Source organism: Actinomadura sp. NPDC048021 (assembly GCF_040653135.1).
Lineage (GTDB): Bacteria > Actinomycetota > Actinomycetes > Streptosporangiales > Streptosporangiaceae > Spirillospora > Spirillospora verrucosospora.
This window is the reverse complement of sequence record NZ_JBEZJQ010000016.1, coordinates 18,348-35,149: the sequence shown is the minus strand read 5'-3', so window position 1 is coordinate 35,149 and position 16,802 is coordinate 18,348. Positions and strand designations below refer to the sequence as shown.

Sequence of the window (16,802 nt, the reverse complement as noted above, 5' to 3'; positions counted from 1 at the left end):
CGTCACCCCCCACCCCCGCGCAGGTCCGAAGGATGTTCCGTCATGCCCAAAATCCCCCCACCACGCGGTGCCGTATGCGGTGCCGCCCTATGCCTCGCGCTCACCGCCGTCACCGCCCTGCCCGCCCGCGCTGACGCCTCGGGGCTGCACGCCACCGGGCTGCGGACCGACGCGCTCGACGACCCCATCGGCATCGACGACACGACGCCCGCCCTGAGCTGGCACTTGGCGGCCCCGGGCCGCGGCTCGGCCCAGACCGCCTACCAGGTGGTCGCGGCGACGTCCCGGGACCGGCTCGGCCGCGCCGACCTGTGGGACTCCGGCAGGGTTTCCTCCTCCGCCGCCGGCGCCGTCTACCGGGGCACGGCGCTCACCTCCCGCCGCCAGGTGTGGTGGCGGGTCCGGGTCTGGGACGGCTCCGGGCGCGCGTCGGGCTGGAGCGGCCCCGCCCGGTTCGAGACGGGCCTCCTCGCCAAGGACGACTGGTCCGGCAAGTGGATCGGCGACGAGCGCTGGCTGAACCGGGCGCCGACTCCCGCCACCGTCGCGCTGCCCGCCGGAACCAGGGCCCGCCACCTGCGGCTGGACGTGACGAAGCTCGGCCTCCCCGTCAAGGAGGGCAGCTCGCTGCTGTCGCGGCTCCAGCTCGCCGAGATCGAGGCGCTCGACCCGTCCGGGACGAACGTGGCGAAGGGCGCGAAGGTCACCGCGTCCGAGGTCCGCGAGTACCCCGGCAAGTGGATGCCGGAGTTCGTCACCGACGGGTCCCTCACCACGCAGACGGCGCCGTTCGGGTACACCAGCCCCGCCTACGGCTCGCAGGACCCCGGCCACCACATCTGGCTTCAGCTCGACCTCGGCGCCGTCAAGGACCTCGCCTCGGTCAAGCTCTACCCGCGCACCGACCTGATGACGAGCGACGGCAAGACGCCGAACTTCCCCGTCGACTACACGCTGCAGACCTCCGACTCGGCGGACGGCCCGTTCGCCACGGCCAAGAGCGTCACCGGGCAGGAGCCGCCGCCCGCGTACCAGACCGACCTTCCCCGCCTGCCCCTGCTCGCCCGGCAGTTCTCCCTGAAGGACGAGGTGCGGTCGGCGCGGCTCTACATCACCGCGCTCGGCATCTACGACGCCACCGTCAACGGCCGCCCGGTGAGCGACGCCGTCCTGGAACCGCCGAACACCGACTACCGCAAGCGGGCCGAGTACGCGGCCTACGACGTCACGAAGCTGCTGCGGCGCGGCGGCAACGCGATCGGCGTCCGGCTCGGCAACGGCACCTACAACGTCACCTCCACCAGCGACCGGTACACCAAGTACGTCGGGGCGCAGGGCGCGCCGAAGCTGCTCGCCCAGCTGGAGGTCACGCTCGCGGACGGGACGACCGCGCGGGTCGCGACCGACTCGTCCTGGCGCACCGACCTCGGCCCGACCACCTTCACCCACTGGTACGGCGGTGAGGACGAGGACGCCCGCCTCGCCCGCGCGGGCTGGGACGAGCCGTCGGCGGACCTGGCGGCCTGGCGCCCGGCCGCCGAGGCGCCCGACCCCGGCATCGCGCTCACCGCGCGCATGTCGCCGGCGATCGTGCCCGTCGGGCGCCGCCGGACCGTGAAGGTCACGCAGCCGGAGAAGGGCACCTACGTCTTCGACCTCGGTGAGAACGTCGCGGGCTGGCCGGAGATCCGGGTCGGCGGCCCGCGCGGGACGGAGCTGGCGCTCACGCCGGGGGAGCGGCTCGGCGCGGACGGCCTCGTCGAGCAGGGCACGATGATCGCCGGCGGGGCGCGGCGCCCCCCGATCGAGGACCACTACACCCTCGCCGGGGAGGGCACCGAGACCTGGCACCCCCGCTTCGTCTACCACGGCTTCCGCTACCTCCAGGTGACGGGCCTGCCGTCCGCCCCGGACGCGGACGCCGTGTCGGCGGTCGTGCTGCGCGCGGGCAACGCCTCCGCCGGCTCGTTCGAGAGCTCCGACCTGCTGCTGAACGGCATCCACAAGATCATCGACCGGTCGATCCAGGGCAACATGTTCAGCATCCTGACCGACTGCCCCGACCGGGAGAAGCTCGGCTGGCTGGAGGAGACCCAGCTCGTCCAGGGGTCGGTCACCCGCAACTACGACGTCGCGGCCTACTACCCGGCGCTGCTGCGCAACATGGCCGAGGCGCAGACATCCGACGGGCTCGTCCCCGACATCGCGCCCGAGTACGTCCAGTTCTCCGGCGGCGTCCGCGACGACCCCAACTGGGGGAGCGCCATCATCCTGGCCGCCTGGCAGTACTACCGCACCTACGGCGACGCCCGCCCGCTGCGCGACTTCTACCCGAACATGCAGCGCTACCTGGACTACCTGACCTCCAAGGCGAAGGGGAACCTGCTCGACTACGGCCTCGGCGACTGGGCCGCCGTCGACAAGACCACGCCGCGCGGGATCGCCGCCACCTACGGCTACCAGCGCAGCGCCGCCGCGCTCGCCTCCGTCGCCGGCCTGCTCGGCAAGGACGACGACGCCGCCCGCTACCGCAGGCTCGCGGGCGACATCGCCGCCGCCTTCAACGCCGAGTACCTGGACGAGGCCGGGCACACCTACGGCTCGGGCAGCCAGGCCGGGAACGCGTTCGCGCTCGACCTCGGCATCGTCCCCGAGGCGCAGCGCCAGGCCGTCCTCGACCACCTCGTCGCCTCGGTCAAGGGCAAGGGCCACCACCTCACCGTCGGCGAGATCGCCCTGCCGGCCCTGTTCCGGGTGCTGTCGGCGGCCGGGCGCGACGACGTCATCCTCGCCGTCGCCCAGCAGGTCACCGACCCCAGCTACGGCTACCAGGTCGTGCACGGCGCGACCGCGCTCACCGAGTACTGGGACGGCCCGACCGGCTACGGCTCCCAGAACCACTTCATGCTCGGCGCGATCGACGAGTGGTTCGGCGCCGGGCTCGCCGGGATCGGCCAGGCGGGCGACTCGGTCGCCTTCGGCAAGCTCGTGGTCCGGCCCGCCGTCGTCGGCGACCTGACCCGCGCCGCCTCCACCTACCGCACACCCCGCGGCGCGGTCTCCAGCGCGTGGCGCCGCTCCGGGCACGACCTGCGGCTCGACGTGACCGTCCCGCCGGGCGCCCCCGCCCGCGTGGAGGTGCCGCTGCTCGGCGCGTCCGGCGCCACCGCCCCGGCGGGCGCCCGGTCCCTGGGCGTCCAGGACGGGCGGGCCGTGTACGAGGTCGGATCCGGGTCCTGGACGTTCAACGTCCGCACGCCCGAGGCCGTGCACCAGGACCGCACCCAGCTCGCCGTCGAACCCCCGTTCGGCGCCGACGTCCCCGTCATCGACGGAGAGTCCTCGACGGCCCGGTTCCGCGTCACCAACCTCGAGCGGCACGCCGTCACCGTCCCGGTGAAGGCCGCCGCGACGGACGGCTTCACCGCCGGGGCCGCGGGACGGGTCACGATCCCGGCCGGCGGCTCCACGGAGGTCCCGGTCGCGATCAGGCGCACCGGCGAGGCGACCGAGGGAACGGTCACCGTCACCGTCGACGACGAGAGCGTGCGGGCCCCGGTGCGCGTCACCGGCAACCTCGTGCGCGTCGCCGAGATGTCGGCGTCCAGCACCCACAGCGGCTCGTCGCCCGCCTGGACCAACGACGGCGGCACCGACTCCGGCGTGTGGCTGAACGGCGTCGGCGGCTGGAACGACGACACCGCCGGAGACTTCCCCGACACCCTGACCGCCTCCTGGGACGAGCCGCGCCGCGTCGGCCGCGTGAAGGTCTTCACGCTCGACGACCCGGCGCACCCGGCCGCCAAGACCGGAATCCGCGACTTCGACGTCCAGGCCCGCGTGGACGGGACGTGGACGACGGTCGCGACGGTCGCCGGCAGCACCGCCGGCACGGTCGAGAGGACCTTCGCGCCCGTCCGGGCGTCGGCGCTCCGGCTCCTCGTCCGCGACTCCAACGACCACAACTACAGCCGCGTCATCGAGCTGGAGGGCTACTCCTCGTGACTCATTCCAAAGCTCGGCTCCTGGCGGTGCCGGCGGCCGCGCTCCTGGCCGTGTCCGGGCTCGCCGCCGCCGGGGCGGCCGAGACCGCTCCGCCGTTCGGGCCGGACGTCCCGGCCCTGACCCGCGGAACCTTCGCCGACCCCCCGGCGTCCGTGCGGCCCAAGTACCGCTGGTGGCAGCCGCTGGCCCACACCGACGACAAGGAACTGGCCGCGGAGCTCGAACAGATCAGGAAGGCGGGCGGCGGCGGAGCCGAGGTCGCGCCGTTCAGCGTGGAGGGCGCCGGCAACAACTCCCCGGAGTTCCTGAAGACCTACGGCTGGGGCACCCCGCTCTGGGCGCAGAAGACCCGGACGATGCTGGCCGCGGCCAAGGCCAACGGGCTCGGCCTCGACTTCACCATCGGCCCGCGCTGGCCCGCGACCGTCCCCACCGTCGACGACGTCAACGATCCGAGCGCGCAGCAGCAGATCGTCTTCTCCCACGAGTTCCACAAGGGCGGGACCGGCAGGTCGGGGGCGCTGCCCACCAACTTCAACGTCGCGCCGCCCGCCGGGGCGAAGAGGACGCTCGTCGCCGCGCTCGTCGCCAAGTGCTCCGACGCGGGATGCGCCACGTCGAGCGGCCCGCGGATGCTGGAACGCGAGGGCGTCACCGACGTCACCTCGAAGGTGGACGCGCAGGGCGGCCTCGCGGTCGACTTCCCCGGCGACGGCGAGAGCACCTACGCGCTGATCGCCTTCTACCAGACGCCCAGCGGGCAGTCCCTGTCCGGCTACACCGCGACCGGCACCAACTACGCCCTCGACCCGTTCGGCGAGGCCGGGGCCAAGGCGACCACGGACTTCTACGACGAGCACATCCTCACCCCCGACGTGCGGAAGCTGCTCGCCCAGATGGGCGAGAGCGACCTGTTCGAGGACTCGCTCGAACTGGGCACCACCCAGAAGTGGACGTCCGAGCTGGTCGACCAGTGGACGAAGCGGCGCGGCTACTCCCCGGTCGAGGTGCTCCCCGCCCTGGCCGGCGCCGGCGACCAGGGCATCACCGACCGGCCGTTCTTCGACTTCGGCGGCGGCGTCGGCGCCCGGGTCCGCACCGACTACCGGCAGACCCTCAGCGACCTCTACATCAGCAACCGGCTCGACGTCCTGCGCGAGTGGGCCCACAAGCACCACATCAGCACCCGCATCCAGCCCTACGGCATCCCGGTGGACGTCGCGGAGGCCGCCTCGCACGTCGACGTGCCCGAGGGAGAGTCCCTGGCGTTCGGGCAGTCGGTCGGGGCCTACAGCAACGTCCAGGACTACCGGGTCGTCGCGACGGGCGCGCACGTGTCCGGGCGGCCGGTGGTGTCCGACGAGTGCTGCGCCTTCTCCTCCTCGGTGTGGGGCTCGACGGCCGGCGCCGGATCGGACGCCTCCAACCTCCAGGCCGTCTACCGGGGCCTCGCGGGCGGCGTGAACCAGGTCGTCTGGCACGGCTTCCCGTACCTGAGCAGGGGCCCCGCGGGCGCCGGGCCGCAGTCGGCCTGGCCCGGCATGACCTACGGCGGCAACGCCTCCTACTCGGAGGCGTTCGGCGACAAGGGCGGCCCGAACTGGGCCGACTACCGCGCGGTCAACGACAACCTGGCCCGGATGCAGCTGGTGCTGCGGCAGGGCAAGCCCCGCTTCGACCTGGCCGTGTACTGGCAGGACTTCGGCATGAACGGCACCGGCACCACCGGCAGCGGGTCGAACAAGCTGATCCAGAGCTCCTCGGCGCTGGCGGCGGCCGGGTACACCTACGAGTACCTCAGCCCGGCGCTGCTGCGCCGCAAGGACGCCTCCTTCTCCCGCGGCGCCCTGTTCGGCGACCGCTCCGCCTACCACGCGGTGCTGCTGAACGACCAGAAGACGATGCCGGTGGACGCCGCTGAGAAGCTGCTGCGGCTGGCGCGGCAGGGGCTTCCCGTCGTCATCGTCGGGGACGTGCCGAGCGCGGTGCCCGGCAACGGCGACGCGGCGCGGCAGGACGCGCGGCTGCGGTCGGTGGTCTCCGAACTCCTCCGGCAGCGCGGCGTGGTGCGGGTGGCGAGCGAGGCGGACGCGCCGGACGCGCTGCGGCGCCTGCGCGTCACGCCGGCCGCCGCGCCGCACGACGGCTCGGGCGCCATCCTCGACGTGCGCCGCCAGGCGGGCTCCACCGACTACTACTACCTGTACAACCAGACGAACACCGCGACCGCGCAGAAGATCACCCTGACCGGCGAGGGCGTGCCCTACCGGCTGGACACCTGGACCGGAAAGATCACCCCGATCGCCGACTACACGTCCGGCCACGGCACCGTCACCGTCCCGGTCCGGCTGGCCGGGAACGACGCCGCGGTCATCGCGGTCACGCCGCGGCGCGACGCCGCCTTCACCGGGCCCGCGGGCGGCTCACGCCCGCCGGGAGCGCAGGGCGCGGCGGCCGTCCCCCAACCGGTGAGGCTGGACGAGTGGTCGCTGTCGGTCGACTCCTGGGGCCCCGGCCCGTCCGGCAGGCCCGGCGACACCGCGCACAAGACGCTCGGCCCGGTCGCGGTGAAGGCCGGGGAGGGCGGCGCGCTGCCCGCCTGGTCGGCGATCACCAAGGCCAACGGCCATCCCGTCGACCTCGCGGACGTCTCGGGCGTGGGCACCTACACCGCGAACGTCACCCTGGACGACGGCTGGAAGGGCATCGACCGCGTCGCGCTCGACCTCGGGACGCCGGTGGACACCGTCCGCGTGAACGTCAACGGGCACGACCTGCCACCGCTGAACCAGGCGGACCTGCGGCACGTCGAGGTCGGGCGGTACCTGCGGCCCGGGGCCAACACGATCACCGTGCGGGTCGCCTCCACGCTGCTCAACGCGGTCCGCGCCGCGCCCGGCACCGGGGCCTCGTCGCGGGCGCCGATGGACTACGGGCTGTTCGGCCCCGTCGCCCTCACCCCGTCCGGCGGCGACCGCCCGGTGCTGGCCGTCGAGGCCCTCGAACCGGAGCTGCCGCTGGCGGACGGCGGCTACAACCGCGCGACCGTGCTGGTCACCAACGCCTCCGGGCGCGCGGCGAACGTGACGGTCTCCGCGTCCGCCGCCGAGGGGATCGGCGCCGAGCCGGAGCGGGGCCGCGTCACGGTTCCGGCGGGCGGCTCGGTGACGGTGCCCGTCGCGCTGCGGGACAAGGGCGTCGCGTCCGGCACGAGCACCCTGAAGGTGACCGCGCGCAGCGACGCCGGGCCGTCCGCCGCCGCGGCGGTGACCCTGCGGCACTCCGGCGACCTCGCCCTCAACCCGGGCGGCACGCCGTTCCCGCGGGTGGTCGCCGACGCCGGCCAGGACCGGTACCCGGCCAAGCTCGCCGTGGACGGCTCGCCCAGCACGTTCTGGGTGTCGTGGGGACGCGCCGCCGGCCAGGGACCGACCCCCGCCGACCCGGTGCGCTACGGCGTCGACTTCGGCGCGCCGGTCGAGTTCGGCTCGGTCGTCGTGGGAGGGCGCTCCAACTACGGGCCCCGCGACTACGGCGTCCAGGTCTCCTCGGACGGCCGGAACTGGCGCACCGTGGCGACCGCGACGGACACGCCGAAGGAGGGCGGGACGACGGCCTTCGCCAAGGTCAGCGCCCGCTACGTGCGCCTGGACATCACCAGGAGCTGGGACGGCGTCGGCGCGAACGTGCAGATGAGCGGGTTCTCCGTACGGCCGTAGCCGGAGAGGGGCCGGGGCGGGACGCCCCCCCGCGGGCGCGGTCCGCCCCGGCTCCTTCCGGCAGATCACCGCAAGCCGCAGCAACGACGTGGAGGTTGCTTCAGATGATTCGCCGTGACAAGACCCGCCATGCCGAACGCCGTGCCGTCGCCCTCGCCGTCGCCACCGTGGCGGCGACCCTCGCCGCCGGTCTCCCCGGGACCGCGCAGGCCGCGCTGAGAGCAGGGCACGCGCCGCAGTCCCCCGTGGCGCTGACCGTGGGTGACCAGGCGCGCCCGCTGAGCGTGGAGGGGGCGCCGCTGTTCGGGTGGACGCCCCGCGACCGCGACCCCGGGGAGGTGCAGAGCGCCTACGAGATCATCGTGCGGGGGCCGTCCGGCACGGCGGTCTGGGACAGCGGCCGCGTCCGGTCGGGGAGCCAGGAGTACGTGAGGTACGCCGGCCCGTCCCTCGCGCCGGAGACGTCGTACACGTGGACCGTCCGGACCTGGGACGGCTCCGGAAAGCGCTCTCCGTGGGCGCGGCCCGCCGCGTTCGACACCGGGCTCGCCGACCGGGACTGGCAGGCCACCTGGATCCGGCGCACCACCGCGGAGGCCGACGACTACACCCTCGCCCGCAAGGACTTCACGGTCGGCGAGTCGAAGGTCGTGCGCGCTCGCGTGCACATCGCGGCCGGTCAGCAGTACGCGCTGCACCTGAACGGCGAGACCGTCGACCGCGGCCCCGCCTTCGAGTACGCCGACGACGGCTTCTACAAGACCGTCGACGTCACCTCGAAGGTGAAGGCCGGGCGGCCCGCCACGATCGGCGCGCTCTACCACTGGTACGGGTCGGGGCAGGGGCGGCCGAAGGGCGAGCCCGGCCTGCTCGTCCGGCTGGTCATCGACCACGCCGACGGGACGCGGCAGGTCGTCGTCACCGACGGGACGTGGAAGGTGACGCGCGCCCCCTGGAAGACGGCGCCGAAGCGCAACGGGGACGGCGGCGACTACGTCGAGGACATCGACGGTACCGCCGTGCAGGCCGGCTGGGACCAGCCCGGCTTCGACGCGTCCTCGTGGCAGGACCCGGTGGTCGTCGGCGCCCACCCCGCGTCGGGGTTCAAGCACCTGCACGGCCAGGAGACCGCGCTCGCGTACCGGACCGTCCGGCCGGTGAAGGTCACGCGGCTGGACTCGGGCGCGCTGGTCGCCGACTTCGGGAAGGTGATCCCGGCCGTGCCGGTGGTGCGGTTCCGGGAGGGCGTCGCCGGCCGGCACGTCGACATGTACGCCTCCTACGTCCTCAAGGACGACGGGACGGTCTCCCGCTCCAAGAGCGACAACCAGGACACCAACCTCGGCTACGGCTACACCCAGCGCGACGGCGACCAGACCTTCCGGCCGCTCACCTACGTCGGCTTCCGCTACCTGGAGATCGCGCCGGGCTCCGGGGCCGAGGCGGACGACGTCTCCGCCGTCGTCCAGCACAACGAGGTGACCCGCGAGGGCGGCCTCCGCACGTCGGACGCGGGAGTGAACGCGGCGTACGACCTGATGGCGCGGTCGGCGCTGTACGGATCGCAGTCCCAGTTCCTCGACACGCCGACCCGGGAGAAGGGGCAGTTCCTCGGCGACTCGGTCGACACCTCGATCGCCATGATGGGCGCCTACGGGGAGCGGCGCCTCACCCGGCAGGCGATCCGCGAGTTCATGGCGTCGCAGGCGCGGTACTGGCCGGACGGGCGCCTCAACGCCGTCTACCCGAACGGCGACGGCAAGCGCGACATCCCCGACTACACCGAGATGTTCCCCGGCTGGGTCTGGGACTACTACCAGCAGTCCGGCGACGCGGCCACGCTCGCGGACGCGTACCCCGTGATGAGCGCGGTCGCCGGCTACGTCCGCCGCTACGTCGCGGAGGGGACGGGCCTGGTCACCAACCTGGAGGGCGGCTCCGGGGCCTACAAGTACGGCATCATCGACTGGCCGGCGACCATGCGGTACGGCCACGACATGGACACCGCCGCGCGCACGGTCATCAACGTGCTCGGCGTGGACGTCCTGAACGCCACCGCCCGCGCCGCCGCCGCGCTCGGCAGGACCGGCGACGCGGAGGCGCTGCGCAAGGACGCCGCCGCGCTCACCGGCAACATCAACGCCAGGCTCCGCCGCCCGGACGGCGTCTACATCGACGGACTGAGGAGCGACGGCTCCCAGAGCGCGCACGCCTCGCAGATCGCCAACGCCTACGCGCTCGCCTACGGCGTCGCCCCCGCCGACGGCCGGGCCGAGGTCGAGTCGTACGTCGCCGGGCTCGGCATGCAGATGGGGCCGATGACCGCGCACCGGCTGCTGGAGGCGCTCGGCGGCCGTCCCGCGGACGTCGTCACCCGCCTCACCGACTCGCGGGGACCGGGCTGGGGCAACATCCTCGCGCGCGGCGGCACCTTCACGTGGGAGTCGTGGGACGCCCCGGAGACCGGGCAGAGCCACTCCCACCCGTGGGGCGCGACGTCGCTGGTCGAGGTGCAGCGGACCCTCCTCGGCGTCGCCGTGACCGCCCCGGCCTCGGCCGCCGTGCGGATCAGGCCGCCGCTGACCGGGCTGGACCGCGCGTCCGGGACCGTCCCGCTGCAGCGCGGAGACGTCGGCGTCACGTGGAAGCGGGCCGGCGGCGGCTTCTCGCTCGACGCGGACATCCCCGTCAACGTCCGCGCCGAGATCCACGTCCCCGCCCGCGCCGCGGGCGACGTGCACGTCTCCGGGCCGGGCGGCGCCCGCTTCACCGGCATGAAGGACGGCTACGCCGTCTTCGAAGCCGGCTCCGGGCACCTCACCTTCCGTTCCGACCACCTCTGAGGAGCCCGGCGATGACCGAACGACCAAGGATCGGGATGAGCCGCCGGGACTTCCTCGGCGCGTCGGCGGCCGGGGTGGCGGGCGCGGTCGTGCTCGGCTCCGCCGGGGGCGCCGCGTCGGCGTCCCCGGCCGCCCCGGCGGCCCGGACGCCGTCCGGGCTGCTGACCTCCCTGCTGCCGGACGGGCTCGGCGTCACGGCCGCCCGGCCGAGGCTGAGCTGGCAGGTCGCCGACCTCGGCCCGGGGACGAAGCAGACGCACTACCAGGTGCAGTTCGCCACCACGCCGGCCCGCCTGGAGCGCGGCCCGCACGTGTGGGACAGCGGGAAGGCCGCGTCGGCGGCGTCCGTCGCCGTGCCGTACGGCGGTCCGGCGCTGGCGCCGCGCACGCCGTACTGGTGGCGGGTCCGGACGTTCGACGGGCCCAGGGCGTCCCGCTGGTCCGAGCCCGCACTGCTGGCCACGGGCGTCGGCGAGTGGTCCGCCGAGCCGATCTGGACGGCGGCCGCGCGGGCGCCCGGCGACGGCGTCCTCAAGGCTCGGCTCCAGATCACCTCGGTCGCGGCGAGCATCTGGTTCCGGGCGTCCGGGACGAGCGCCAACTACCTGTGGCAGCTGCGCGCCGGTTCTCCCGGCGTCCTGAAGAAGCACGTCTGCGTGAACGGCGCCTACCAGGTGCTGGAGGAGAAGCGCCTGCCGTTCCCCGTCGAGACGGGCCGCTGGTACGACGTGGCGGTCGAGATGGAGGGCTCCACCTTCCGGACGTCCGTCGACGGGGCCGAGGTCGACACCACGACCGACGCCACGTACCGGACGGGCACGGTCGGGATGCGCAACGGCTCCACCGAGGCCAACGTGTGGGACCGCGTCACCTTCACCGGCCCGGACGGTGAAGCGATCATCGACGAGGACTTCTCCGACGGCCTCGGCACCTTCGGCGCCGGCACGGTCGCCGGCGGCGCCCTGACCCTGGCCAAGGGGCAGTCGACGCTGTCCTCGGCCGGGTCGCCCGACGACTCCTGGGCGCTGCTGCGCACCGAGTTCGTCCCGGAGGGCAAGCCGATCGCGGCCGCCGTGCTCCACGTCGCCGCCCAGTCTCCGGCGTCGATCCGCCAGTACCCGGCGAAGATCTGGGTCAACGGCGAGGTGGCCGGTTTCGCCTCCATGCGGGGCGGGGCCGGAGCGCCGAAGTACCACTCCTTCGACGTGACCGAGGCGCTGGAGCCGGGCCGGCGCAACGCGCTCGCCGCCCTGGCGTTCACCCCGGAGGACAAGCGCTTCCTCGCCGAGCTCGTCGTCACCTACGCCGACGGGACGTCCACCACCGTCGGGAGCGGCCCGGCGTGGAAGGCGCGCCGCCAGGCGGGGCTGCTGCGCGACGCCGGGACGATCGGCTCCGGCTTCTACACCGGCCCCCAGGAGTACTGGGACATGCGGCAGGAGCCGGCCGGATGGACGAGCCCCGGCTTCGACGACTCCGGCTGGGAGCCGGCGGTGGCGAAGGCGGCCATCGGCGGGCTGGAGCCCGCGCTCGTCGAACCGGTCGGGCTGTACGACGCCGGGCCCGCGTCCGTGCGGAAGGTCTCGTCCGGCACCTGGCTCGTGGACCTCGGACGGGAGATCGCGGGCGGTCTGCGCCTGTCCGTGCGCGGCAAGGCCGGGCAGACCGTCGAGGTCCGGCTCGGCGAGGAGCTGAACGCCGACGGGACGGTCAGGCACGCGCTCCGCGCCGGCGTCACCTACCGGGAGGTGTGGACGCTCCGCGACGGCGAGCAGACCATCGAGCACTGGGGCTACCGAGGGTTCCGCTACGCGCAGCTCGTCTGCGACGACGACCTCGACCTGTCGCAGGCCGTCACCGGACGCGCCTGGCGGGCCGCCTGGCGCGACTCCGACGCGTCGTTCTCCAGCTCCAGCCCCGACCTCGACCGCGTGTACGAGCTGTGCCGCTACTCGATCGAGGCGACCCGCGGCGACCTCTACACCGACACGCCGACGCGCGAACGCGGCCCCTACGAGGGCGACGCGCTCATCAACCAGGCGTCCGAGTACGCGGTGCAGCGCTCGTTCGCGCTGGCCCGCGCCTCCGACGCCTACCTGGCCCGCAACCCCACCTGGCCGACCGAGTACCGGCTGATGAGCGTCATGTCGGCCTGGCAGGACTACCTGCACACCGGTGACCCGGAGCAGCTCGCCGCGGACTACGACATCCTCGCGTCCAAGCATCTGACGCCCCACCTCGGCGAGGACGGGCTCGTCCACAAGAAGCCCGCCTCGCCCACCCAGGACCTGGTCGACTGGCCCGCGTCCAATCGGGACGGCTACGTGTTCACCGACGTCAACACCGTCGTGAACGCCTGCCAGTACGCCGCGTTCACCGCCATGGCCGACATCGCGGACGCCCTGGGGAGGACCGCCGACGCGAAGAGCTGGCGGGAGCGCGCCGACACGCTGGCCAAGGCGATGCGGGAGAAGCTGCTCGACGCGTCCAACGGACGGTTCGTCGATGGAGCTGGCACCACCCACAGCGCGCAGCACGCCACCGTGTTCCCGGTCGCGCTCGGCGTGGCCGGGCCCGGAACGGTTCCCGACCCCGTCGTCCGCGCCTTGGGGCAGACCCTCGCGGACGGCGGCATGAAGGTCAGCGTCTACGGCGCGCAGTTCCTGCTGGACGCCCTGTTCGCCACCGGCCAGGCCAAAGCCGCGATCGGGCTGATGACGGCCGGCGGCATGAGCTCCTGGCTGCACATGCTGGACGACCTCGGCGCGACCATCGTGGCCGAGGCCTGGGACCCGTCCCTCAAGCCCAACATGACGTTCTCGCACGCCTGGGGTTCGGCGCCCGCGAACGTCATCCCGCGCCATGTCCTCGGCGTGCGGATCACCGCGCCGGGAGCCGCCGAGATCGAGGTCCGGCCGCGCCCCGGCGACCTGACCCGGATCTCCGGGCGGGTCCCGACGATCCGCGGCCCCGTCTCCGTCGCGCTCGACCGCGCCGAGCGGTACCGCCTGGACGTGGACGTGCCGCCCGGCGCGTCCGCCCGCGTCGTCGTCGAGACCGGCGACGACGACCCGCGCGCGTACGGCGTCGCCGGCCCCCATGCCCGCGCCCCCCGCGCCACGAGCCGGGACGCCACCGGCCGGCTCCTCACCATCGGCCCGGTCGGCTCCGGCCGCATCACAGTGATCAGGAGAAGACAGTGAACGACGAACGCACGGGGCAGGGGTTCACCCGCAGGCGCGCCCTCCAGATCGGCGCCGCGGCCGCCGTCGCGGCGGGCGCGGGCCCGGTCCTCGGGGGCGAGGCCGCCGCCCAGGCCGCGCCCGCTCTCCCCGCGGGGCCGGCGGCGGGCGGGTTCGCCCGCCCCGGCGCGGCGGTGCGGCCCCGGTTCCGCTGGTGGTGGCCGGACGGCCTGGTCGACCCGGCGGAGATCCGGCGCGAGATCGACCAGATCGCGGACGCCGGGTTCGGCGGCGCGGAGATCGTCGCGGTGCACCACAGCATCCGCGACAAGTCCGTCCTGGACCCGGCGGGCCACGGCTGGGGCACCCCGGCCTGGAACGCCGGCGTGGAGGCCGCGCTCGACCAGGCGGCACGGCGCGGCGTGACCGTCGACCTGACGATCGGCCCGGCCTGGCCCGCCGCCGTCCCGACGATCACGCCGGACGACGAGGCCGCCGTCCAGGAACTCGCGTACGGGACGGTGCCCGTCGCGGGCGGCGCCACCCATGACGGCCCGGTCCCCGAGCCGGTCACCGCGCCCGAGGACGGCGTGACGAGGCGGCACCTCGTCGCCGTGCACGCCGTGCGGACCGCCGCCGCGAACACCACCCGCAAGGAGACCGGCCTCGACCCCGCGTCGTTCACCGACCTGACCTCGAAGGTCGCGGGGGAGCGGATCACCTGGACGGCCCCGGAGGGCGGCGACTGGCTGCTGTTCTCCTACTGGCGGCGCGGCAGCGGGCAGCGGCCGGAGTCCGGCCCGCACTCGTCCCCGGACAGCTGCGTCGTCGACCACTTCAGCCGCGCCGGGACCCGCGCCGTCACCGCGTTCTGGGAGGCGCGCCTGCTCAGCCGCGACATCCGCAAGCTGATCAAGCGGGCGGGCGGGACGCTGTTCGAGGACTCGATCGAGCTGGAGACGGCGGCGCTGAACTGGACGCCCGACCTGCCCGCCGAGTTCCGGCGCCGCCGCGGCTACGACCTCATGCCGTACCTGCCGGTGATCGTCCGCCTCAAGGAGAACACCAAGTTCGCCTACGACGCGGCGACCACCGCCCACGTCCGCCACGACTTCTGGCAGACGGTCTCCGACCTGTTCAACGAGTTCCACTTCGCGGCGCTCGCGAAGTGGGCGCACTCGATCGGGCTGGAGTACCGCGCGCAGCCGTACGGGCTGGAGACCGACGCCATCCACACCGCCGCGATCCTGGACGTCCCGGAGGGCGAGTCGCTCGGGTTCAAGAACCTGGACGACTACCGCGCCCTCGCCGGCGGCCGCGACATGGGGGGACGGAAGGTCCTCTCCTGCGAGGCGGGGGCCTACCAGGGCGGCGCCTACAACACCACCTGGGGCAAGTTCCTCCGCACGATGGGCGGCGCCTACGCGGCCGGGCTCAACCAGACCGTCCTGCACGGCTTCTCCTACGCCGCCGCGCCGGGGGCGGCGTGGCCGGGCTTCGCGGCCTTCACCCCCTACAACGGCGGCATCGGGTTCTCCGAGTCGTGGGGACCGCGCCAGCCGACCTGGCGGCACGTCCCCGACGTGGCCGGCTACCTGGCGCGCGTCCACCTGGCCATGCAGGCCGGCAAGAGCCGCATCGACGTGGCCGTGTTCCGCCAGAAGGGCTACACCAAGACCGGCATCGGCGCCGGATGGTTCACCAAGAGCGGCGTCCCGCTGGGCTGGACGCACCAGCTCATCAGCGCGCCGCTGCTCGACCTGCCGTCCGCGACCGTGTCCGGCGGGCGGCTCGCCCCCGACGGCCCCGCCTACAAGGTCGTGTTCGTCGAGGGCGACCGCTTCGGCGGCAACGAGTGCACGCTGCCGCTCGGCACCGCCCGCACCATGCTCAGGCTGACGAAGGCGGGCCTGCCGCTGGTGTTCCTCGGCGACTGGTCGGCCGCGACCGTCCCCGGCCTGGCGCGCGACGGCGAGAACGAGCAGCTGCGCGCCGTCCTCACGCAGGTGTTCGCGCAGCCGCGCGTCCGCGTCGTCGCCGCCGAGGCCGACGTGCCCGGGGCGCTGGCCGACCTCGGCCTGCGCCCGGCGGTCGCCTACGCGGAGGCGTCCACGCTCCTCACCGCTCACCGGCGGGACGGCCGCGCCGACTACTTCTACCTGTGCAACGGCAAGCACGCCGAGACCGTCAAGCCGCCGGTCGCGGCGATCGACCACGAGGTCACCTTCACCCGGTCCGACCGCGAGGCCGTCCCGTACCGGCTGGACCTGTGGACGGGCGAGACCGAGCGGGTCGCCGTCTACCGCGAGGAGGGCGACACGATCACGCTGCGGGTGGCGCTGCAGCCGTCCGAGGCCACCGTGATCATTCTGGCGCGCGGCGGTGAGGCCCCGTCCGCCACCGCCTCGCAGGCCGAGCTCCGCGTCGACCGGCAGCGCCTGGTCGCCCGCGCGAGGGCCGCGGGCACCTACTCCACCACGCTGCGCGGCGGCCGCACCGTGCAGACCGTGATCGGCGCCGTGCCGGAGGCGCGGACCCTCACCGCCTGGCGGCTCCAGGTGGAGGACATGACGCCGGACGGCGTGAAGCGGCACGACCTGGAGCTCGACGGGCTCAAGGCGTGGCCGGACATCCCCGAACTCGCGGACGTCTCCGGCATCGGCACCTACAGCACCACCGTGGACTGGACGGGCGGCGGCGCGGTGCTGGAACTCGGCGAGGTCTTCGACACCTGCCGCGTGACCGTCAACGGCCACCGGCTCCCGGTCAGCGTGATCGTCCCGGTCGTGGACATCGGCCCCTGGCTGCGCCGGGGCGCCAACACGATCGAGGTCGAGGTCGCCACGACGCTGAACAACCGGCTCCGCGTCTCCGACCCCGGCGTGTACGGCGGCGCGTCCCGCCAGAGGTACGGGCTGGTCGGGCCGGTCAGGCTCGTTCCCTACGGCGAGGCGGTGGTCCCCACCCGCTGAACCGCCGAACGTGCGGGAGGGCGTTGGCCCGCCCTCCCGCACGGTGGACCCCTCACCCCATGTCCCGCTAAGAACACATTC

General features: G+C 74.1%; 5 protein-coding genes. All 5 read left to right on the top strand.

Features of this window, described 5'->3' with window-relative positions:
* Nucleotides 1–42: 42 nt before the first annotated feature.
* The 5 genes from AB0C87_RS25620 to AB0C87_RS25600 all read left to right on the top strand — a co-directional run bounded on the left by AB0C87_RS25620 (nucleotide 43) and on the right by AB0C87_RS25600 (nucleotide 16,721).
* Complete coding sequence (locus AB0C87_RS25620; RefSeq protein WP_360579891.1) at nucleotides 43–4,005, top strand: family 78 glycoside hydrolase catalytic domain; 3,963 nt, start codon at nucleotides 43–45, stop codon at nucleotides 4,003–4,005.
* Nucleotides 4,002–7,724 (top strand): glycosyl hydrolase, encoded by a 3,723-nt coding sequence (locus AB0C87_RS25615; RefSeq protein ID WP_360579889.1) that lies wholly within the window; start codon nucleotides 4,002–4,004, stop codon nucleotides 7,722–7,724. The genes AB0C87_RS25620 and AB0C87_RS25615 overlap by 4 nt, the downstream gene beginning before the upstream one ends.
* Before the next feature lie 104 nt (nucleotides 7,725–7,828).
* Nucleotides 7,829–10,567, top strand: a complete 2,739-nt coding sequence (locus tag AB0C87_RS25610) for a family 78 glycoside hydrolase catalytic domain (protein ID WP_353833034.1) — start codon at nucleotides 7,829–7,831, stop codon at nucleotides 10,565–10,567.
* 11 nt (nucleotides 10,568–10,578) lie between these two features.
* On the top strand, nucleotides 10,579–13,770 hold the full coding sequence (locus AB0C87_RS25605; RefSeq protein WP_360579886.1) for a family 78 glycoside hydrolase catalytic domain: 3,192 nt from the start codon (nucleotides 10,579–10,581) through the stop codon (nucleotides 13,768–13,770).
* Nucleotides 13,767–16,721 (top strand): glycosyl hydrolase, encoded by a 2,955-nt coding sequence (locus AB0C87_RS25600; protein ID WP_360579885.1) that lies wholly within the window; start codon nucleotides 13,767–13,769, stop codon nucleotides 16,719–16,721. The genes AB0C87_RS25605 and AB0C87_RS25600 overlap by 4 nt, the downstream gene beginning before the upstream one ends.
* Nucleotides 16,722–16,802: the final 81 nt, after the last annotated feature.

Excerpts from the sequence above, each read along its gene's own strand:
- AB0C87_RS25610 (WP_353833034.1), top strand. The coding sequence starts at position 7,829 with ATGATTCGCCGTGACAAGACCCGCCATGCCGAACGCCGTGCCGTCGCC.
- AB0C87_RS25605 (WP_360579886.1), top strand. The coding sequence starts at position 10,579 with ATGACCGAACGACCAAGGATCGGGATGAGCCGCCGGGACTTCCTCGGC.
- AB0C87_RS25620 (WP_360579891.1), top strand. The coding sequence starts at position 43 with ATGCCCAAAATCCCCCCACCACGCGGTGCCGTATGCGGTGCCGCCCTA.